General features: G+C 55.2%; 21 protein-coding genes and 1 riboswitch. Of the genes, 9 read left to right on the top strand and 12 right to left on the bottom strand.

All coding sequences use genetic code 11. The annotated features are described in order from the left end of the window. Positions 1–31: 31 nt before the first annotated feature. Positions 32–349, bottom strand: coding sequence for a PTS lactose/cellobiose transporter subunit IIA (locus P0H77_RS21550; protein ID WP_276159195.1), 318 nt, complete (start codon positions 347–349; stop codon positions 32–34). 4 nt (positions 350–353) lie between these two features. After that, positions 354–659: a PTS sugar transporter subunit IIB gene (locus P0H77_RS21545; protein WP_276159194.1), complete on the bottom strand. Its 306-nt coding sequence runs from the start codon at positions 657–659 to the stop codon at positions 354–356. Between the two features lie 330 nt (positions 660–989). Between P0H77_RS21545 and P0H77_RS21540 the strand changes: the two genes are divergently transcribed. After that, positions 990–2330: a PTS sugar transporter subunit IIC gene (locus P0H77_RS21540; RefSeq protein ID WP_276159193.1), complete on the top strand. Its 1341-nt coding sequence runs from the start codon at positions 990–992 to the stop codon at positions 2328–2330. Further along, the gene (locus P0H77_RS21535) at positions 2330–3643 is read left to right on the top strand and encodes a 6-phospho-beta-glucosidase (protein ID WP_276159192.1); all 1314 of its coding nucleotides are present in this window, start codon (positions 2330–2332) and stop codon (positions 3641–3643) included. Before P0H77_RS21540 ends, P0H77_RS21535 begins: the two co-directional genes overlap by 1 nt. Here P0H77_RS21535 and P0H77_RS21530 read toward each other — a convergent pair. After that, on the bottom strand, positions 3633–4457 hold the full coding sequence (locus P0H77_RS21530) for a GntR family transcriptional regulator (protein WP_276159191.1): 825 nt from the start codon (positions 4455–4457) through the stop codon (positions 3633–3635). The genes P0H77_RS21535 and P0H77_RS21530 overlap by 11 nt on opposite strands. A gap of 1 nt (position 4458) precedes the next feature. On the opposite strand from P0H77_RS21530, the gene P0H77_RS21525 reads away from it, so the two are divergent. Continuing rightward, entirely contained in the window at positions 4459–5604 is a 1146-nt protein-coding gene (locus P0H77_RS21525) for an SIS domain-containing protein (protein WP_276159190.1), read from the top strand. Positions 5605–5763: 159 nt separating this feature from the next. Here P0H77_RS21525 and thiH read toward each other — a convergent pair whose 3' ends face one another. From thiH to rsd, 7 genes are all read right to left on the bottom strand, one after another. Then, a complete protein-coding gene (gene thiH, locus P0H77_RS21520) occupies positions 5764–6891 on the bottom strand; it encodes a 2-iminoacetate synthase ThiH (RefSeq protein WP_276159189.1) in 1128 nt (375 codons plus the stop codon). Then, a complete protein-coding gene (gene thiG, locus P0H77_RS21515) occupies positions 6888–7658 on the bottom strand; it encodes a thiazole synthase (protein ID WP_276159188.1) in 771 nt (256 codons plus the stop codon). The genes thiH and thiG overlap by 4 nt, the downstream gene beginning before the upstream one ends. Before the next feature lies 1 nt (position 7659). Next, entirely contained in the window at positions 7660–7860 is a 201-nt protein-coding gene (gene thiS, locus P0H77_RS21510; protein WP_276159187.1) for a sulfur carrier protein ThiS, read from the bottom strand. Next, positions 7844–8599 (bottom strand): HesA/MoeB/ThiF family protein, encoded by a 756-nt coding sequence (locus tag P0H77_RS21505; protein ID WP_276159186.1) that lies wholly within the window; start codon positions 8597–8599, stop codon positions 7844–7846. The genes thiS and P0H77_RS21505 overlap by 17 nt, the downstream gene beginning before the upstream one ends. Further along, positions 8586–9230: a thiamine phosphate synthase gene (thiE, locus tag P0H77_RS21500; RefSeq protein WP_276159185.1), complete on the bottom strand. Its 645-nt coding sequence runs from the start codon at positions 9228–9230 to the stop codon at positions 8586–8588. The genes P0H77_RS21505 and thiE overlap by 14 nt, the downstream gene beginning before the upstream one ends. After that, positions 9227–11122, bottom strand: coding sequence for a phosphomethylpyrimidine synthase ThiC (gene thiC, locus P0H77_RS21495; RefSeq protein WP_276159184.1), 1896 nt, complete (start codon positions 11120–11122; stop codon positions 9227–9229). The genes thiE and thiC overlap by 4 nt, the downstream gene beginning before the upstream one ends. A gap of 83 nt (positions 11123–11205) precedes the next feature. Beyond that, positions 11206–11310: riboswitch (TPP riboswitch) on the bottom strand. Between the two features lie 52 nt (positions 11311–11362). Continuing rightward, positions 11363–11866 carry a sigma D regulator gene (gene rsd, locus P0H77_RS21490; RefSeq protein WP_276159183.1) on the bottom strand — a complete coding sequence of 168 codons (504 nt, stop codon included), beginning with the start codon at positions 11864–11866 and terminating at the stop codon, positions 11363–11365. A gap of 98 nt (positions 11867–11964) precedes the next feature. Here rsd and nudC point away from each other — a divergent pair, with 98 nt between their 5' ends. From nudC to P0H77_RS21460, 6 genes are all read left to right on the top strand, one after another. Continuing rightward, entirely contained in the window at positions 11965–12738 is a 774-nt protein-coding gene (gene nudC, locus P0H77_RS21485) for an NAD(+) diphosphatase (protein WP_276165197.1), read from the top strand. 41 nt (positions 12739–12779) lie between these two features. Continuing rightward, positions 12780–13844 carry a uroporphyrinogen decarboxylase gene (hemE, locus tag P0H77_RS21480; protein WP_276165196.1) on the top strand — a complete coding sequence of 355 codons (1065 nt, stop codon included), beginning with the start codon at positions 12780–12782 and terminating at the stop codon, positions 13842–13844. Positions 13845–13853: 9 nt separating this feature from the next. After that, the gene (gene nfi, locus P0H77_RS21475) at positions 13854–14525 is read left to right on the top strand and encodes a deoxyribonuclease V (RefSeq protein ID WP_276159182.1); all 672 of its coding nucleotides are present in this window, start codon (positions 13854–13856) and stop codon (positions 14523–14525) included. A gap of 42 nt (positions 14526–14567) precedes the next feature. Then, the gene (locus tag P0H77_RS21470; RefSeq protein ID WP_276159181.1) at positions 14568–15158 is read left to right on the top strand and encodes a YjaG family protein; all 591 of its coding nucleotides are present in this window, start codon (positions 14568–14570) and stop codon (positions 15156–15158) included. A 186-nt stretch (positions 15159–15344) separates the two neighbouring features. Next, the gene (gene hupA / locus P0H77_RS21465; protein WP_006816568.1) at positions 15345–15617 is read left to right on the top strand and encodes a nucleoid-associated protein HU-alpha; all 273 of its coding nucleotides are present in this window, start codon (positions 15345–15347) and stop codon (positions 15615–15617) included. Between the two features lie 6 nt (positions 15618–15623). Then, complete coding sequence (locus tag P0H77_RS21460) at positions 15624–16322, top strand: DUF1481 domain-containing protein (RefSeq protein WP_276159180.1); 699 nt, start codon at positions 15624–15626, stop codon at positions 16320–16322. An 81-nt stretch (positions 16323–16403) separates the two neighbouring features. Here the strand turns inward: P0H77_RS21460 and purD are convergent, their stop codons facing one another. Next, positions 16404–17696 (bottom strand): phosphoribosylamine--glycine ligase, encoded by a 1293-nt coding sequence (gene purD / locus P0H77_RS21455; RefSeq protein WP_276159179.1) that lies wholly within the window; start codon positions 17694–17696, stop codon positions 16404–16406. A 15-nt stretch (positions 17697–17711) separates the two neighbouring features. Continuing rightward, entirely contained in the window at positions 17712–19301 is a 1590-nt protein-coding gene (gene purH / locus P0H77_RS21450; RefSeq protein ID WP_276159178.1) for a bifunctional phosphoribosylaminoimidazolecarboxamide formyltransferase/IMP cyclohydrolase, read from the bottom strand. Positions 19302–19556: the final 255 nt, after the last annotated feature.

Raw genomic sequence — 19556 nt, 5'->3', positions numbered from 1 at the left:
GCGGGTTTTTTTACATCTGCTGATTACATCGTTAGCTGACCAGCGGGATACGACGGTACAATTCAATCATATCGCCCGCCAGATCCTGAATCACCATGGCGTTCATCAGGTGATCCTGAGAATGGACGGTGATCAGATTGACCGGCAGTTTGCCAGCCCCTTCATCAATACCGATAAGCTGCGTCTGGATTTTATGCGCGTGCTTGACGTATTCACGGGATTCTTCCATGGCCTGCTCAGCGCCGGTAAAGTCGCCTTTACGCGCCAGCTGTAGCGCCGTCAATGCCTGACTGCGTGCTGCACCAGCGTTTACCAACAGCTCCATAATGATCGTTTCTAAATCTTCCACAACATTACTCCATTAGCTTGAGGGCTTTCTCAAGTACGACATCACCTTTCATCATGCCGTAATCCATCATATCGATAACCGCGACTTTTTTACCCAGCGGCTCGGCCTGTGCCTGTAATTTTGCCTGCTCGTATTTCACCTGTGGTCCCAGTAAAACAATATCGGCATCCGCAATATTGTCATTAAATTCAGCGACAGGCACAGCCTTGATCGAGACCTCGACCCCTTTCTTCTGAGCTGCATCCTTCATACGTTGAACTAACATGCTGGTGGACATACCGGCAGCACAGCATAAAACGATGTTCTTCATAACTAGCCCTCAATGTTCCTTGGTCCTTAATGATTATCCTTTGAAGGTGCGTCAGACAACGCTTTTACGTTGAATGTGTGTAAGGCATCACAAAGAAAAGCGCAAAAACTGAAACCGGTTACATTTTGTCATTGAAACGGCACGTCTCAGGACGGTTGGCGACCTTAATCAGCTTGAGGATCCGATCATCTTCAAATGTGCCGCCAGTCACAAAACAGGGTTAATCCTCTCTGTTCAACTTATCAGCCATTGACACAAAAGGGCGGTGTAAATATTATCGCCTCATGGTGGTATATACCACTTAACTAACATAAGGTCAGTGAGAATGATATGAACACGTTCACTGAAGTGATGGAAAGGAATTTATTGCCACTGGCAATGAAAATTGAAAGTAACGATTATCTTTCTGCCATCAAGGATGGTTTCATCAGGATTATGCCTTTCCTGATTATTGGCTCCTTCTTTTTATTGATCGCCAACCTGCCTTTCCCTGGATATAATGATTTTATCGTTGATTTGTTTGGCGATAAATTTATTGGTCAGCTGAATTATATTCTTGATGCCACCTATTCAATTATGGCGCTGCTGGTAGTTGTCAGCATCAGTATCAGTATGGCGAAACGCTGGCAGCTCAATGAAATATCTTGTGCGCTTATTTCGCTGGTCTGCTTTATGATTATTACCCCGTTTAAACTGCCGCAGGAACAGGGTGGGGCGATCGGTGATGTGATCCCGGTTTTTGCTTTAGGTGCTCAGGGGTTGTTCCTGTCAATTATTGTCACGCTCGTTGCAGTCAGGCTTTATCGTCTGTGTAGCCATCCCCGCCTGATGATTACCATGCCAGATAGCGTGCCGCCGGCGGTAGCGAATAGCTTTAGTTCACTCATCCCTTCATTGTTCATCGTGTTGTTTTTCTGGTTAATACGTCTGCTGTTTGAATACACGACGTATGGCACCGTGCAAGAGATGATCTTTACGGTCCTGCAAGCGCCAATGATGAAGCTGGGCAACACGCTGCCTTCACAGATGATCGCCGAATTTTTTATCAGCTTCTTTTGGTTCTTTGGTCTGCATGGCGACTCTATTGTCACGGCAATCATGGGGCCGGTCTGGCGTTCACTGACCCTGGAAAATTTGCAGGCGATGAAAACCGGTGTCGCGCCTGTGAATATCATTACGCAACAGTTCCGCGACGTTTTTCTGATTTGCGGCGGCACCGGCTTTACGCTGGCAATGCTGCTGGTGATGTTGTTCCGCGCTAAAAGTAAGCGTATACGTGAAATTGCAAAATTAGCAACGCCGGCTGCCATTTTTAATATTAACGAACCAATCATTTTCGGCGTGCCTATTGCGCTTAATCCGCTACTGCTTATTCCATTTATTCTCGTGCCAGTCGTCCTTTGCGTGATTACCTATAGTGCGATGGCAAGTGGATTTCTGCCGTTAACCTCCGGGCTGGAAATTCCCTGGACAACGCCAATCTTCATTAGTGGCTTTCTGATCTGTGGCTGGAAAGGGATTTTATTCCAGGCGATAAATCTCATCGTAGCGATGGCGATTTATTATCCCTTTGTCATGACGCTGGATCGGCAATATTTGCGTGATGAAGTTAACCTGAAAACAGAAATGACAGATGAATTACCCGAACAGAATATTACAAGGACCGCATAATGGATAAGAAACTCAAGATAGTCACTATTGGTGGCGGTAGCTCTTATACTCCGGAAATTATAGAAGGTTTTATTCAGCGGTATCATGAGTTACCGATTGGCGAAATCTGGCTGGTAGACGTGGAGGCAGGTCGCGAGAAACTTGAAATCGTCGGCAATCTGGCGAAACGGATGGTAGAAGCGGCGGGTATCGACTGCCAGATCCACCTGACGCTTGACCGTCGTGAAGCGCTGAAGAATGCCGACTTTGTGACGACGCAACTCCGGGTAGGGCAGCTGGATGCGCGCATCAAAGACGAGCGTATTCCGCTTTCCCATGGCCTGATTGGCCAGGAGACCAACGGCGCGGGCGGGCTGGCGAAGGCGCTGCGAACCATTCCGGTGATCCTGGATATTTGCCGCGATATGGAGGAGCTCTGCCCGGATGCCTGGCTCATCAACTTTACCAATCCCAGCGGCATTGTGACGGAAGCCGTCATCAAACATAGCCGGATTAAATGCGTCGGCTTGTGTAACCTTTCGCAGTCCATGCAGCGGATGGTGGCGGAGATCCTCGGCGTAGATAAATCCCGCTTCCTGTTGCAACTGGTGGGGTTGAACCACTTCTTATATGGCACGCATGTCTATATGGATGGTAAAGATGTGATGCCGGAAGTGCTGAAAAACCTGAAGTATGACAGCGCCCATAAGCCGAAAAATATCCCCGATATCCCCTGGTTACAGGCGCAAATTCAGCATCTGGGCGTCATTCCCTGCCCGTATCACCAGTATTACTACGCCACCAGCGACGTGCTGGAAAAACAGCTGCACGAGTATGCCGAACACGGCACGCGTGGCGAAGTGGTGAAAGCCGTCGAACATGAATTGTTTGAGCTGTATAAAAATCCCGACCTGCATGAAAAGCCGAAGCAGCTTGAGCAGCGCGGCGGAGCCTACTACTCCGAAGCCGCCTGCGAGCTGATCAGCGCTATCTACAACGATAAGAATCTGTTGATGACGGTGAATGTACGCAATAACGGCGCGATCCGCTCATTGCCGGACAACGTTGCGATTGAGACGACCTGCGTGATTGGTCGCTACGGTGCGATTCCGTTAAATAACGATCCGCTGCCGTCTACCGTCTCGGGTCTGGTGTCGGTAATGAAATCCTGGGAAGAGATGGCGGTTGAAGCAGCCGTTACCGGCAGCTACGGCGCGGCGTTGCAGGCACTTACGCTCAATCCGCTGGTGCCGTCGGGCAAAATCGCGAAGATTGTGCTGGATGAGCTACTGGAAGCCCATCGCGACTATCTGCCGCAGTTTTTCAGGGCGTAAGTACTTTATGGCTGCGCATGCGGAACAGGTCGCCACGGTTATAACTCCAGGAGTAGTTAAACACCGTGCCGTCGGCCAGCCACGTGCGCTCCTTAATATGCAGCATCGGAGAATTAACCGGAACGCTCAGCAGTTTCGCCATTTCCGCATCAAACAGGCTGGCGGCCACTTCGGAATCCGTACCGCCGATTTTTTGCTGGCAGGCTTTTTCGATAAACGTGTACAGGGAGTGGTGCTGTAACGTGTCGTCGTCAATCGTGGCGACGATGGCCAGCGGAATATAGCTGTCTTCGATCAGGGCCGGGACGCCATCGAAGAGACGCACGCGGCGAATGGCGTGAACCGGCTCATCCGGTGATACGCCGAACTGGCTGGCGAGATGTGCACCCGCCGGCTGCTGAACATGGTAAATCAGCTGGCTGGTGATAACGGCTTTCTCGCTCAGTTCCTGCGTGACGCCCAGCGCGCTGTTTTTCCCTTCCGGATTAAGCAGGTAAACCGGGGGAGCGAAGGTCCGGCAAACGAACGTGCCTTTGCCAACGATTTTTTTCACCAGGCCTTCCTGCTGCATATGGGCAATGGCTTTCTGAACCGTAGCGCGCGTTACCTGATACGTTTCCGCCAGCTCGCGCTCAGAAGGGATGAGTGCACCGACGGGATACTTCTGGTTTTGAATATCACGCCTGAGCGTGTCGCGGATCAGAATATAGACTGGCTTCATGGCGGTCCCGGAAAGATTCATTAAGAGACTGGCGTCGGAATGCGATGGCACCACGTTCGCCAGACGTAAGGATAACAAAATCTGGAAAATCATTATGCTGAATCATAACGAAAGCTGGTGGCAGGAAAAAGGCGCAGCGTTAACCGCTGCGGCAATAGAGAATCAGCCACGTCTGTGGCAGGAAGGTTTTGCCCAGGCAAACGCGCAGCGCGAGAGCATCAACGCCTTCTGGAAACAGTGCGATGCCGAAAGTCGCATTATCATTACCGGTGCGGGATCGTCCCTGCTGGCAGCGCAGGCCTGCATTAACTGGTTACGCAGCGTATTAGCCCGTCATGTGGAGGTGATCCCGGCAACGGATCTGGTACTGGCACCGGAAATCGCCAGCGGAAATCTTATCCTGGTATCGGTCAGCAGTTCCGGCAACACGCCAGAAACCGTTAAGGTGGTGGAACGTCAACTGGCGGCGCATCCGGGCACGCCGCATATTGCTATTACCAATAACGCGCAAAGCCGTCTGGCGCAACTGGCCAGCGAGCGCGCGAACGGACTGTTTATCCCTGTACCGGAAGGCACCTCCAACGGCAGTTTTGCAGCGACGTCCGAGTTTACCGTGCCCATGTGGTACATCATGCTGCTGCTGGCTCCGGATCGCTGGCCGGAGCTGGCGAATGTACTGCCTGTGCTACAGCGTGGCGCAACCTATTTCTTCGACAACTATGCCGCGGATATAGAGCAATGGGCCGCAGAACCGCGTGACAATATGGTGGCCGTCGGCGCGCTCTCTCTGAAAGCCATCGCCTGCGAAACCAGCCTCAAACTGCTGGAGATGGGCAACGGGCGCATCATGACCGCCTGGCATTCGATGCTGGAATTTCGTCACGGCCCGAAACTGACCGTCAATCGCGATGCGACGGTGGTGGGCTATATCGCTGCGCGCCCGGAGATCCGCCGCTACGATCTCGATATGATGAGCGAGTTAACCCGCGAACGCAGCGCGACGGCGCAGATAATCGGCATTGGTCACGAAGCGTTGTCCGATGAGCGGAAGGTATGCGACCGCTATTATCATTTTGCCAGTCCGGAACTGGCCCAGTTCCATGAGTCATTTTCCGCCATGCTCTACGTTCTGTTTGCTCAGCTGGCTGGTCTGTACCGGGCCATCGCACTCGGCGTCACTCCGGATAATCCTTCCCGCGACGGTAAAGTAGCGAAAGTTGCAAAAGTCACCGTCTACTGAGCGTGAGGCAGGGCGGTGAGAGGAAAGCATTCCGCCCTGGTCAGCTTCCTTTGCTGACGGAGAGAGCGTAAAGCGTCGGGAAATGGGTTTCCACTTCCCGACGCGCGCTTTGCGAGGCGTTACGGACGCTTTTTCATCTTCCGACACTGGCTTGCGCGATTATTGCGAGACGCGTCCCAGAAAGTTGTCCCAGTCCTTCCATACCGGCTGAAGTCCGCGAGCGGTGAGAGCATCGGCCACTTCCTGTGGGCGACGGCCATCATGCGGTGAAAACTGCTCCAGTTCAGGGTGATCGTCGGCATAGCCGCCGGGCTGCGTTTTAGAGAACGCGCTAACGTTGTTGATCGCCAGCGGCACCACCCGGTCGCGAAACCAGGGCGATTCACGGGTTGATAGCGACAGCTCAATTTCCGGGGCCAGCAGGCGAAAGGCACAGATAGTTTGCACCAGCTGCCGTTCATCCATAATTGAGGCAGGCTCAATGCCGCCCGCACAGGGACGCAGACGCGGGAAGGAGATGGAAAAGCGGCTTTGCCAGTAGTGCTTCTGTAGCCACAGCAAATGCTCCGCTACCATATAGCAATCCACGCGCCAGCTGTCAGACAGGCCAATCAGCGCGCCAAGGCCGATCTTGTCGATCCCCGCCCGCCCGAGACGATCCGGCGTGTCCAGTCGCCAGAAGAAATCCTGCTTTTTGCCTTTCAGATGGTGCCGGGCGTATTCGGCTTCATGGTACGTTTCCTGATAAACCATCACGCCATCCAGGCCAAGCGTTTTCAGTTCGGCATACTCTTCCTGCGCCAGCGGCTGTACTTCCATTTGCAGCGAAGCGAAACGGCGGCGGATCGCAGGCAGATGGCGTCGGAAGTAATCCATGCCGACTTTACCCTGATGCTCACCGGTAACCAGCAGTAAATGTTCAAATCCCATTTCCCGTATGGCATCGCATTCGCGGGCGATCTCCGCCTCGTCCAGGGTTTTACGTTTGATACGGTTGCTCATTGAGAAGCCGCAGTAGGTACAGTCGTTGGCGCACAGGTTAGAAAGGTAGAGCGGGACATAAAAGCTGACCGTGTTGCCGAAGCGCTGGCGGGTCAGGCGTTGCGCCCGCTGCGCCAGCGGCTCCAGAGCGTTACTGGCGGCAGGCGAGAGCAGGGCCATCATATCGTCGCGCGTCGGGTGCGTCGCGTTAAGCGCCCGCTCCACATCGGCGGGCGTTTTGGCATTGATGCGCAGGCGAATGTCATCCCAGTTTAGCGTGCGCCAGTGGTCGGTAAAGGTTTTCATGCGCTGGCCTCCAGAAAGCCTGTCAGCGGACTGGTGGCAATGGCCAGGCTGCTGCGCGCGCCGGGCACCGCCTGACGCGCCAGGACACCAGCCTCAACGGCCAGCCGGAACGCGTTCGCCATCATTACCGGATCGTCGGCCACCGCAATCGCCGTATTAACCAGTACGGCATCAGCGCCCATTTCCAGCGCCTGCGCTGCATGGCTGGGCGCGCCAATCCCGGCGTCAATAACGACCGGCACCGTTGCCTGCTCAATAATAATCTCCAGCATAGCGCGGGTTTCCAGTCCCTGATTTGAACCGATAGGCGCGCCGAGCGGCATAACGGCGGCGCAGCCGACTTCTTCCAGACGCTTACATAGCACCGGATCGGCTCCGCAGTAGGGCAGGACAATAAAGCCCTGTTTGACCAGCGCGTCGGCGGCCTTCAGGGTTTCAATCGGATCCGGCAGCAGCCAGCGGGCGTCAGGATGGATCTCCAGCTTCAGCCAGCGAGTACCCAGCGCCTCGCGGGCCAGCTGTGCGGCGAATATCGCTTCTTCCGCCGTTTTCGCGCCGGAGGTATTGGGCAACAGTGTGATACCCGCTTCCAGCAAGGGTGCCAGGATCGCATCATTATGCTGGCGTAAATCAACGCGTTTCATCGCCAGCGTCACCAGCTGGCTACCCGAGGCGCGAATGGCTTCTACCATCAGCTGTGAGGAGGCGAATTTACCGGTTCCGGTAAACAGATGTGAATCAAAGGTTTTATCAGCAATACGTAGCATGTCAGCCTCCAGCGATAACCTGAAAAAGCAGGATCTGGTCGCCTTCCTGCACGATCTGTTGTTCCCACTGCTCGCGCGGCAGGATCTGTTGATTGAGCGCCAGCGCCGCGCCCGGTTTGAGTTGATGAAGTCCGTCAAGCAGGGCGGCGATGGTAAGATCGTCCGCGCACTGCATTGGTTGGTCGTTAAACAGGATCTGCATGACGACCTCCGCATACCGGGCAGCCGCTGGCGCGGCGCAGGGTCAGGCTGCGCCAGCTGTTCGCCCTGGCGTCAAAGAGCCGCAGTTCGCCATGACGGCTACGGATGCCGCTGAGTAACTTAATCGCCTCCAGCGCCTGAAGTGAGCCCATCACCCCCACTACCGGGCCCACTACGCCCGCCGTGCGGCAGTTACGCTCAGGTTCGTTCTCATCCGGCCATAAACAGCGATAACAGCCGTAGGACCACGGTGGCGTCAGCACCATCAGCTGACCCCCAAAGCCGACGGCGCTGGCGGTAATGAGCGGCGTATTGGTTTTAACGCAGGCCGCGTTGATAGCCTGACGGGTTGTCATATTATCCGTACAGTCGAGCACCACATCGGCCTGCGCTACAGCGTGGTTGAGCGCGTCGCCGGTGAGCCGTTGTTCGAGGGCGACCAGTTCGATATCCGGATTAAGCCGCGACAGACGCTGTTGCGTCACCTGCGCTTTCGGACGGGCAATATCGTCGGTAGTAAAGGCGATCTGGCGTTGCAGGTTGCTCAGATGAACCTCGTCATCGTCCGCCAGTACCAATGTGCCGACGCCTGCACCCGCCAGATAAAGCGCGGCAGGTGCGCCCAGGCCGCCAAGCCCGACAATCAGTACCCGGCTGTCGAGTAATTTTTGCTGGCCCCCGATGGCTATATCCTCCAGCAGGATCTGCCGGCTATAGCGCATAAAATCACGATCGTTCATTACCCACCCCCGCAAGATGAAGTAAGTGCGCCGTGGCGGTCCGCCAGTCCGCTGCCTGGGTAATGGCGCTCACGACGGCAATACTGCCCACGCCGGTTGCCAGCACGTCCGGAGCGCGTTCAAGGCTGATGCCGCCGATGGCGACGGTCGGGTAATCCGCAAGCCGCTGGACATGGCGGGCGAGCTGATCCAGCCCCTGCGGCGCAGAGGGCATCTGTTTGGTTTGGGTGGGGAAAACGTGACCGAGAGCGATATAGGAGGGCCTTGCCGCCAGCGCGATATCAATTTCCATATTATCGTGAGTGGAGACGCCAAGACGTAACCCGGCAGTCTGAATGGCTTTCAGGTCGGTGGTTTCTAAATCCTCCTGACCCAGATGTACGCCATAGGCCTTATGTTTTATCGCCAGCCGCCAGTAGTCGTTGATGAATAATCGCGCATCATAGCGGCGTCCCAGTTCAATCGCCGCCACGACGTCAGCTTCTACCTCTTCATCCTGTTTATCTTTAATACGCAGTTGCAGCGTGCGTACTCCGGCTTCCAGCAGGCGGGCGATCCACGCTACGCTATCGACGACCGGATACAGCCCCAGCCGGAAGGGAACCGGGGGAAAATCAGGCTGATAACTCATACTTCCTCCTGTCGCAGGTAGATCTCGCCGCCGCGGGCGCGGAAGCTATTGGACATGTCCGCCATGCCGGATTCCACTTCCTGCTTCGCCGCGAAATCGCGCACTTCCTGGCTGATTTTCATCGAGCAGAATTTCGGCCCGCACATGGAACAGAAGTGTGCCACTTTGCCAGATTCCTGCGGCAGGGTTTCATCGTGATACGCGCGGGCGGTGAACGGGTCGAGGGCCAGGTTAAACTGATCTTCCCAGCGGAATTCGAAGCGCGCTTTCGACATGGCGTTATCGCGAATTTGCGCGCCCGGATGGCCCTTCGCCAGATCGGCGGCGTGGGCAGCGATTTTGTAGGTAATCAGCCCCTGTTTGACGTCTTCTTTGTTCGGCAGACCGAGATGCTCTTTCGGCGTGACGTAGCAGAGCATCGCACAGCCAAACCAGCCGATCATCGCCGCGCCGATGCCTGAAGTGAAGTGGTCATAGCCCGGTGCGATATCGGTAGTCAGCGGTCCCAGCGTATAGAACGGCGCTTCGTGGCAGTGTTCCAGTTCTTCGGTCATGTTGCGGCGGATCATTTGCATCGGCACATGGCCGGGGCCTTCAATCATCACCTGCACGTCATACTCCCAGGCGATTTTGGTCAATTCACCCAGCGTATGCAGTTCGGCAAACTGAGCTTCATCGTTGGCATCCTGAATGGAACCGGGACGCAGGCCGTCGCCGAGGGAGAGTGAGACGTCGTAGGCGGCGCAGATTTCGCAGATTTCGCGGAAGCGCTCGTAGAGAAAGTTTTCTTTATGATGTGACAGGCACCATTTCGCCATAATCGAGCCGCCGCGCGAAACAATCCCCGTCAGACGCCTGGCGGTCATCGGCACATAGCGCAGCAGCACGCCCGCGTGGATAGTAAAGTAATCCACCCCTTGCTCCGCCTGCTCCAGCAGCGTATCGCGGAAGGCTTCCCAGGTCAGATCTTCAGCGATGCCATTCACTTTCTCCAGCGCCTGATAGATCGGCACCGTGCCGATGGGTACCGGGCTGTTACGCAGGATCCACTCACGGGTTTCGTGAATATAGCGTCCGGTGGAGAGATCCATCACCGTGTCCGCGCCCCAGCGGGTCGACCACACCAGCTTTTCCACTTCTTCTTCAATAGAGGAAGTGACCGCCGAGTTGCCGATATTGGCGTTCACTTTGACCAGAAAGTTGCGGCCGATGATCATCGGTTCGGATTCAGGATGGTTAATATTGGCGGGAATAATGGCGCGCCCGGCGGCGACTTCATCACGGACAAATTCCGGCGTAATATTTTCCGGCAGACGCGCGCCGAAACCCTGGCCCGGATGCTGCTGGCGCAGCACTTCACTGCGGATGCGCTCGCGGCCCATGTTTTCCCGGATGGCGATAAACTCCATCTCCGGCGTCACGATACCCTGGCGAGCGTAATGCAACTGGGTGACACACTGCCCGCTTTTCGCCCGCTTCGGCGTCAGCAGGCCGGTAAACCGCAGGTCGTCCAGTCCATCGTCCGCCAGGCGTTCTTTGGTATACGCCGAACTGCGGTCGGGAAGCTCTTCGCTATCATGACGCGCGTCAATCCACGGCTGGCGCAATTTTGCCAGCCCCTGCTGGACATTAATTTTCACGTCAGGATCGCCATACGGACCCGACGTGTCATACACCGGCACGGCTTCGTTGTCTTCAAACTGCGGATTTTCTTTGCTCCCGCCGACAGGCGTCGGGCTAAGCTGGATCTCACGCATCGGAATGCGGATATCAGGCTGTGAGCCGGTAATGTAGATACGTTTTGAGTTGGGGAAAGCGGTGCCTTCCAGCGTGTCGATAAAACGTTGTGCGTGCTCGCGTTGTTCGCGGCGGGTCATTTTAGGTTCAGACATAGCTCATTCCAAAAGTAAGGACGTGGCTTGTCAGACGACGGATGGAGTAATGGATGGACTTTGCCTGTAACGGCAGCGTCAAAAGCAGAATTACTCTTGTTCCCTTCGCAGGTATTAGCCTGATCAGGTTCCGCGGATCCCGAATTAACGGTCTCAGCCTTTTACTAAAGGCACTCCGACAAGATGTAACCCCTCGTGAGAGGGGCAATGCAGGTAACTTACGCGCTAAAACTCAAGAACTCAAGCCGGGCGCGCGATATTCGTTTCGTCGTTAGCACTTTCTTTGAGGTTGTTCTCATAGGCCAACTGGATCAAATTATCTTCCAGCGTAAAGCGCGCGGCCAGCGACTCGCCGATACCGGAAAGCGCCTGCTGGAATTCGAGATAATTGTCGTGATCAATAGCATTTTCCAGGCTGGAATCGTAGTAACCCATGATCTCCTGAGTATTAGCTTCCAGCAGCGGATACAGTTTCGTCGCGGCGATAAGTGGGCTTGCCCCTTCCATTTCGCTGATAATGCGTTCATAAATACTGAAATGACCGGCGGAAAGATACTCAACCAGGTTATGGCAGAAATTATCGAGCGCTTTTTCATCAAGCTGGGTCACCGATTCTTTGCCGGGTTTGAAGCCAACAAGATTGTAGTAAGCCACAAGCAGCTGCTTGCGCACCTGTAGCCAGCGATCGACGAGTTCATTACTTCCTCCGACGCGCTCTGTCAGTCTTTCCAGGTGGTTTAGCATAAATGACCCCGTAAAATGTAGATTAGAAAAATTGTTCACTAAAAATGTAAAAATAATGTTATCAACATGCCAGTGAAACTAAGGTTGTGCAAGTGATTATGGTCCGTATTATTGAGAAGTCCGATCGCGGCTGGTGGATAGTCAGCCATGAACAAAAATTATGGCTGCCCGCCGGAGAATTACCACATGGCGAGGCAGGAAATTTTGATCTTGTGGGCCAGAGCGCACTCCACATTGGTGAATGGGAAGGCGAAACGGTCTGGCTGGTGCAGCAACAGCGTCAGCGGGAGATGGGATCGGTACGTCAGGTCATCAATCAGGATGCCGGACTTTTCCAGCTTGCCGGGCGCGGCGTACAGCTAGCCGAGTTCTATCGTTCGCATAAATTCTGCGGCTACTGCGGTCATGCTATGCACCCGAGTAAGACCGAATGGGCGATGCTGTGCAGCCACTGCCGTGAACGTTACTACCCGCAGATTGCGCCGTGCATTATCGTCGCTATCCGGCGCGGTGATTCCATTCTGCTGGCGCAGCATACGCGCCATCGTAACGGCGTTTATACCGTGCTGGCGGGCTTTACTGAAGTCGGCGAGACGCTTGAGCAAACGGTGGCTCGTGAAGTGATGGAAGAGAGCGGGATTACCGTGAAGAATCTGCGCTACGTCACCTCCCAGCCGTGGCCGTTTCCTCAGTCTTTGATGACCGCGTTTATGGCAGAGTACGACAGCGGCGAGATTGTCATCGACCCGAAAGAGCTGCTGGATGCAGGCTGGTATCGCTACGATAACCTGCCGCTGCTGCCAGAAGCCGGCACCGTAGCACGACGCCTAATCGAAGACACTGTTGCATTGTGTCGGGCAGAGGACGAGTAATTTCTTATATACTGTCGGGCATAACGTAAAAGGAAATCATGATGACCGAACTGAAGAACGATCGTTACCTGCGCGCGCTACAGCGTCAGCCTGTGGATATCACCCCCGTCTGGATGATGAGACAGGCCGGGCGTTACTTGCCGGAATACAAAGCGACGCGCGCCCAGGCGGGCGATTTTATGTCGCTGTGTAAAAATGCCGAGCTGGCCTGTGAAGTCACATTGCAGCCGCTGCGTCGTTATGCGCTGGACGCGGCAATCCTCTTCTCGGACATCCTGACCATTCCTGATGCGATGGGGCTGGGACTCTACTTTGAAGCCGGAGAAGGTCCGCGTTTTACTTCCCCGATTACCTGCAAAGCCGACGTCGATAAACTGCCGGTGCCCGATCCGGAACTGGAACTGGGCTACGTGATGAACGCCGTGCGTACGATTCGCCGCGAGCTGAAAGGCGACGTTCCGTTAATCGGCTTCTCCGGCAGCCCGTGGACGCTGGCGACCTACATGGTGGAAGGCGGCAGCAGCAAGGCTTTTACCGTTATCAAAAAGATGATGTATGCCGAACCGCACACGCTGCATACGCTGCTGGATAAGCTGGCGAAAAGCGTCACGCTGTACCTGAACGCGCAAATTCGCGCGGGCGCGCAGTCGGTGATGATTTTTGATACCTGGGGCGGCGTGCTGACCGGACGCGATTATCAGCAGTTTTCGCTTTATTACATGCATAAAATCGTTGACGGCCTGCTGCGTGAAAACGACGGTCGTCGCGTGCCGGTAACGCTTTTTACCAAGGGAGGCGGTCAGTGGCTGGAAGCTATCGCGGAAACCGGCTGCGACGCGCTGGGCCTCGACTGGACTACCGACATCGCCGACGCGCGTCGACGGGTCGGCGATAAAGTCGCGCTACAGGGTAATATGGACCCGTCAATGCTTTATGCCGCGCCTGAACGCATCGAAGAGGAAGTGGCGACTATACTTGCAGGTTTCGGCCAGGGTGAAGGCCACGTCTTCAATCTTGGTCACGGCATCCATCAGGATGTGCCACCGGAACATGCAGGCGTATTTGTCGAGGCGGTTCATCGTCTCTCTGCGCCTTACCATTTGTAAGGAGTCGTTATGGATCTTGCGTCGCTACGCGCTCAACAATTTGAACTGGCCTCGTCGGTGATCCGCGAGGATCGCCTGGACAGGGATCCGCCTCAGCTGATCGCCGGGGCGGATGTGGGATTTGAGCAGGGCGGTGAAGTGACGCGGGCAGCAATGGTGCTGTTGAAATATCCTTCGCTGGAGCTGGTTGAACATCAGATTGCACGCATCCCGACCACCATGCCGTACATTCCCGGTTTTCTCTCGTTTCGCGAGTATCCCGCGCTCATGGCGGCGTGGGAGATGCTGTCGCAGAAGCCCGATTTGCTGTTTGTCGACGGCCACGGCATCTCGCATCCGCGCCGTCTGGGTGTCGCCAGCCACTTTGGCCTGCTGGTGGATGTGCCGACGATTGGCGTGGCCAAAAAACGGCTGTGCGGCAAATTCGAGCCGCTCGCCGACGAACCGGGCGCGCTGGCTCCGCTGATGGACAAAGGCGAACAGCTTGCCTGGGTGTGGCGCAGTAAGGCGCGTTGTAATCCGCTGTTTGTGGCAACCGGGCACCGTGTCAGCACGGATACCGCCCTGGCGTGGGTACAGCGCTGTATGAAGGGCTACCGCCTGCCGGAGCCCACCCGCTGGGCAGATGCGGTCGCATCACGGCGTACTGCTTTTGTGCGATGGCAGGAAATTAACGGCTGATTCAGGTAAACTGCGGCTAATTTCCGAATTTGAGATCTCATCATGCTACAAAACCCGATCCATCTGCGGCTGGAGAAGCTGGAAAGCTGGCAGCACACCACGTTCATGGCCTGTCTGTGCGAGCGTATGTACCCTAACTACGCCATGTTCTGCCAGCAGACCGGGTTTGCCGACCCGCAGCTTTACCGCCGTATTGTCGACCTGATATGGGAAACGCTGACGGTAAAAGATGCGAAGGTGAATTTCGACAGCCAGCTGGAGAAGCTGGAAGAGGCGATCCCGGTAGCAGACGACTATGATGTTTACGGCGTCTATCCGGCGATTGATGCCTGTGTTGCCCTGAGCGAACTTATTCATTCCCGTCTGAGCGGCGAAACGCTGGAACATGCCATTGAGGTCAGCAAGGCTTCAATTACCACCGTTGCAATGCTGGAAATGTCTCAGGCTGGCCGGGAAATGACCGATGAAGAACTGAGAGTGAACCCGGCGGTTGAACAGGAATGGGACATTCAGTGGGAGATTTTCCGTCTTCTGGCCGACTGCGAAGAACGCGACATTGAGCTGATAAAAGGGCTGCGCGCGGACCTGCGAGAGGCGGGTGAGAGCAATATCGGTATAAATTTGCAGCAATGAGACAATAAAACGTGATTTAACGCCTGATTTGTCATGCCTGGAGGCTTCCCATTAGCCCCCCGTCTGGTCTACATTTGGAGGGCGAAAAAAAGTGGCTATCGGTGCGTGTATGCAGGAGAGTGCTTTTCAGGCATTTCCATCGCACTCGATGCTTAGCAAGCGATAAACACATTGTAAGGATAACTTATGAACAAGACTCAACTGATTGATGTAATTGCGGACAAGGCTGATCTGTCTAAGGCACAGGCAAAATCTGCTCTGGAATCCACCCTGGCTGCTATTACTGAGTCTCTGAAAGAAGGTGATGCTGTACAACTGGTTGGTTTCGGTACCTTCAAGGTAAACCACCGCGCTGAGCGTACTGGCCGCAACCCGCAGACCGGTAAAGAGATCAAAATTGCCGCAGCTAACGTGCCGGCGTTTGTCTCTGGTAAAGCTCTGAAAGACGCAGTTAAGTAATATTGCGTGACAGCGAACAGTTTTAACGAAGGGGCGTTCTCGCCCCTTTTGTCTGTCTGGCGTCGGGTAGTGACGCTGGCGGGCGTACTGTTGCTGTCGGCCTGCGGCCATCATTCGTCCCTGCCTCCGTTCACCGCCAGCGGCTATGCTGACGATCGGGGCGCGGTGCGGATATGGCGCAAAGATACCGACGGGGAGGTTCACCTCCTCTCCGTATTTAGCCCGTGGCATAACGGGACGACCTCCACCAGTGAATACCGCTGGCAGGGCGATACCCTCGCACTGATCGAACTCAATATTTATGCTAAACCCCCCGAACATATCCGGGTGCGTTTTGACGATCGCGGTGAACTCAGCTTTATGCAGCATGAAGTGAACGGCGAGAAGCAGCAACTCTCCAGCGACCGCATTGAGCTGTATCGCTATCGCGCTCAGCAAATTCGCCAGACCAGCGATGCGCTGCGTGAGGGACGGGTCGTGCTGTATCAGGGACGCTGGCATCAGAACCACACCATTACCACCTGCGCAGGCAAGACGATCAAGCCAGACTTTGACGCGCGGGCGCTAAGCCATATTGAGCGCCGCCAGAGCCATTCATCCGTCGAGGTGAGCGTGGCGTGGCTGGAAGCGCCGGAAGGCTCTCAGCTACTGCTGGTGGCGAACGAAGATTTCTGTACGTGGCAGCCGAAAGAAGATGATTTCTGACAGGCGGGAGAGGTGAGCACTCTACTGACCTCCCGGAAGAGCATCCCCTCGCCGGACGGGAAAGGGGATGTTGAGGGAGGATTAGAGCTTCTGCTCGCGTGCAATCGCCCGATAGCCAATATCCTGACGGCTGAAACTGCCGTCCCAGTGAATATCTGACATCAGCTTGTACGCTTGTTTCTGGGCTTCTGCGACGGTATGGCCCAGTGCGGTAACGCACAGTACGCGTCCGCCGCTGGTCAGAACCTGATCGTTATCCGCAAGCTTCGTTCCTGCATGGAAAACTTTACCGTCGGCCACTTCTTCCAGCGGCAGACCGTGGATCACATCGCCGGTTCGATAATCACCCGGATAGCCACCCGCCGCGATCACTACGCCCAGCGCTGCGCGTTCATCCCACTCTGACGTTTTCTCATCCAGCTTGCCTTCGCAGGCGGCGAGACAGAGTTCCACCAGATCGGACTTCATGCGCAGCATGATCGGCTGGGTTTCCGGATCGCCAAAGCGACAGTTAAATTCGATAACTTTTGGGTTGCCCTGCTTGTCGATCATCAGCCCGGCGTACAGGAAGCCGGTGTAGGTGTTGCCTTCCGCCGCCATGCCTTTCACCGTTGGCCAGATGATCCGTTCCATGGTGCGCTGGTGAACATCGCTGTTCACCACTGGCGCAGGGGAATAGGCACCCATGCCGCCGGTGTTTGGACCAGTATCGCCATCGCCCACGCGCTTGTGATCCTGGCTGGTGGCCATCGGCAACACGTGCTCGCCATCAACCATCACGATGAAGCTGGCTTCTTCGCCGTCAAGGAATTCTTCGATCACAATCCGGTGACCGGCGTCGCCAAAGGCGTTGCCTGCCAGCATGTCGTGTACGGCGGCCTCCGCGTCGTCAAGCGTCATCGCGACGATGACGCCTTTCCCTGCCGCCAGACCGTCAGCTTTAATCACGATCGGCGCGCCTTTTTCACGCAGATACGCCAGCGCAGGCTCAACGTCGGTGAAGTTTTGATATTCCGCCGTCGGGATAGCATGGCGGGCGAGGAAATCCTTAGTAAAGGCTTTGGAGCCTTCCAGTTGGGCGGCCCCTTCGGTTGGGCCAAAGATCTTCAGACCCGCGGCGCGGAAGGCATCGACCACGCCGATCACCAGCGGCGCTTCCGGGCCAACGATAGTCAGATCGATCTTCTCGTTTTGCGCGAAATTCAGCAGTTCAGGAATATCTGTCGCGCTGACGGCAACATTTTGCAGTACCGGCTCAAGCGCCGTGCCCGCATTGCCCGGCGCAACGAATACGGTTTCAACCAGCGGCGACTGTGCCGCTTTCCACGCCAGCGCGTGCTCGCGTCCGCCGTTACCAATGACTAATACTTTCATCTTCTACTCCGTGGATTAATGGCGGAAATGGCGCATATCGGTAAAGATCATCGCAATGCCGTGTTCATCGGCGGCGGCAATCACTTCTTCATCACGGATAGAGCCGCCAGGCTGGATCACGCAGCTCACGCCCACGGCAGCAGCGGCATCAATACCATCGCGGAACGGGAAGAAGGCATCGGAGGCCATCGCGGAACCTTTCACTTCCAGGCCTTCATCAGCAGCTTTAATTCCGGCGATTTTCGCAGAGTAAACGCGGCTCATCTGGCCCGCGCCGATGCCGATGGTCATCTTCTCTTTAGCGTAAACAATGGCATTAGATTTAACAAACTTCGCCACCTTCCAGCAGAACAGCGCATCACGCAATTCTTGTTCGGTTGGCTGACGTTGGGTGACCACACGTAGTTCGCCTTCCGTCACCATGCCCAGATCCCGATCCTGTACCAGCAGGCCGCCGTTCACGCGTTTAAAATCCAGGCCTGCCACGCGCTCCGCCCACTGACCGCAGGTCAGGACGCGCACGTTCTGTTTGGCGGCGGTGATTTTCAGCGCTTCGTCGCTTGCCGAAGGGGCAATGATCACTTCTACAAACTGACGGGAGATGATGGCCTGCGCCGTTTCGGCGTCCAGCTCACGGTTGAACGCGATAATGCCGCCGAATGCAGAGGTCGGGTCGGTTTTGTATGCGCGATCGTAGGCATCCAGAAGAGAGGTGCTGACGGCCACGCCGCATGGGTTGGCGTGCTTAACGATGACACAAGCAGGCTCGTTGAATTCTTTCACGCACTCCAGCGCCGCATCGGTATCAGCGATGTTGTTATATGACAGCGCCTTGCCCTGTACTTGTTGTGCAGTGGCTACGGAAGCTTCTTTGACATTCTCTTCTATATAGAAAGCGGCCTGCTGGTGGCTATTCTCACCGTAGCGCATATCCTGCTTCTTAATGAAGTTCAGATTCAGGGTGCGCGGGAAACGGCCTGAAGCTTCTTTATTGTCGCCGTGATAGGCCGGAACCATACTGCCGAAGTAATTGGCAATCATGCTGTCGTAGGCGGCGGTGTGTTCGAAGGCTTTAATAGCGAGGTCGAAACGGGTATTGAGGGTCAATGAACCTTCATTACTGTCCATCTCATTAATAATGGTGTCGTAGTCGCTGCTCTTCACCACAATAGCGACATCTTTATGGTTCTTGGCAGCGGAGCGCACCATGGTCGGGCCGCCGATATCAATATTCTCTACGGCGTCTTCCAGTGAACAACCCTCACGAGCAACGGTCTCGGCAAACGGATAGAGGTTAACAACCACCATATCAATAGGCGCGATCCCGTGTTTTTCCATAATGCCATCATCCTGACCGCGACGGCCAAGAATACCACCGTGTACTTTTGGATGCAGGGTCTTCACGCGTCCATCCATCATTTCCGGGAAACCGGTGTAATCGGAAACTTCAGTCACCGGCAGACCTTTCTCTGCTAACAGCCGGGCAGTGCCCCCTGTAGACAATAGCTCTACTCCGCGAGCAGAAAGTGCCTGGGCGAATTCGACGATACCGGCTTTATCAGAAACACTGAGCAGAGCGCGGCGGACTGGACGACGTTGTTGCATGGTAAATCCCCTGGATTTGCAAATTACAGAGAGCGTTAGATGAATTTTCTCGTAAAAACTCAGCTAACGCCCCAGGCGGGGCATCCTTCATTTTGCGCGAGCATTGTAACGAAAACGTTTGCGCAACGCTCGCGAATTTTCGGTCTTTTGACGATCTGTGGATAATTCTGTGTGTAAATGGGTATAAGTGGGGGTTTTGCTGGGGAATGCAGCAGTCAGTCATTTTTCTGCAATTTAACAGTTGCGGGCGCTCGA

This window comes from Superficieibacter sp. HKU1 (genome assembly GCF_029319185.1).
In the GTDB taxonomy this organism is placed as follows: Bacteria; Pseudomonadota; Gammaproteobacteria; order Enterobacterales; family Enterobacteriaceae; genus Superficieibacter.
The sequence above is the reverse complement of the archived record's forward strand: the minus strand, read 5'-3'. Positions and strand labels throughout refer to the sequence as shown.